We start from the raw sequence: 627 nt of genomic DNA on the forward strand, positions 1-627 counted from the left end.
CCGGGGCCGCATGGTAGCGCGGCGCGTAGAACTCGCGGCTGCAGGCATACCCCGGCACCCGCAAGGCCAGCACGCCGGGCGCTTGTTCAGTTTTGGGGTTGTAGGCCGGGCTGCCGCGCCGGGTATACACGGCCACGACGCCCCCCGAAGCCCGGCTGCCGTAGATGCCGGCCTGCGCTCCTTTCAGAATCTCAACAGTTTCGACATCGGCTGCCGGGTAATATGCGAGGGCATCGGCCGTGACGGGCACTCCGTCGAGCAGAAACAACGGCTCAGATGACCCCGACAACGAATTCACGCCCCGAATCAGCACGTGCATGTTGGGTTCGGTACCGGTTACCGATACCCCGGGCACCCGGCTCTGCAGCATCTGCAGCACCGTGGCCGAGCTGTTGCGGGCCGTCGGATAGTCATCCATCCGCAGCACCGTGGCTTGGCTTATCGGGTAGAGGCGGCGCGAGTCGGCCGTTACCACCCGGCGGGCGCTCACCTGCACGTTGCCCAGGCGTATGCTGTGCGTGGTATCGAAGTCGAGCTTGATTTCGGCGGCGCGCTGTGCCTGACTGCGCTGCACGGCCGGGGCCAGGGCATCGGGGGCCTGCAGCGGCAAGGCCGGAAGTGGGCCGG

Annotated in this window: 1 protein-coding gene; it reads right to left on the reverse strand. The window is 67.3% G+C overall.

The window, feature by feature from the left end:
• The coding region (locus tag ACYVDE_RS25465; protein WP_460504300.1) for a TonB-dependent receptor plug domain-containing protein at positions 1–610 on the reverse strand (610 nt) is incomplete at its 3' end.
• Between the last annotated feature and the right edge of the window lie 17 nt (positions 611–627).

This window comes from Hymenobacter agri (assembly GCF_054778495.1).